Raw genomic sequence first — 532 nt, 5'->3', positions numbered from 1 at the left:
GCATGTTTAAGTATCTGTTGTTAAAGGTGATTTACGATTTATCAGATGTCGATGTTGTCGAACGCTCAAAGTATGACATGTCTTTCAAATATTTCCTTGATATGGAACCAGAAGAGGCCGTCATAGAGCCTAGTTCATTGACCAAGTTCCGTAAACTTCGTTTAAAAGACGTGAAAATTTTGGACATGTTATTGAAGAAGTCTGTGGAAATCGCATTAGAAAAAGGCGTGATTAAAAGCCACTCTATCATCGTCGATGCCACTCATACAAGAGCCCGATACAATCAAAAATCACCAAGAGAAGCGTTGATGAACCAGTCCCGAAAAGTCCGTAAAGCCGTCTATCAAGTTCAAGAAGGAATGAAAGAGCGTTTCCCCATTAAAAACACGACGAACCAACTGGAAGAAGAGTTTCGATATTGCGAAGCACTCATTGAGATCATTGAAAACGATTCTTCTCTTTCAGCGTATCCCAAAGTAAAAGAGCCGTTAAATCTATTGAAAGAAATGGTCGAAGACGACTTGGAAAACCT

Annotated in this window: 1 protein-coding gene; it reads left to right on the top strand. The window is 39.5% G+C overall.

Annotation, left to right across the window (positions count from 1 at the left end; translation table 11 throughout):
- Positions 1 to 532 (top strand): transposase (locus tag ACFQPF_RS18530; RefSeq protein WP_379749718.1); only part of this gene is annotated, 532 nt, incomplete at both ends.

Origin of the sequence: Fictibacillus iocasae, assembly GCF_042665465.1 — a bacterium.
Taxonomy (GTDB): domain Bacteria; phylum Bacillota; class Bacilli; order Bacillales; family Fictibacillaceae; genus Fictibacillus; species Fictibacillus iocasae.
This window is presented reverse-complemented; position numbering and strand designations above follow the sequence as displayed.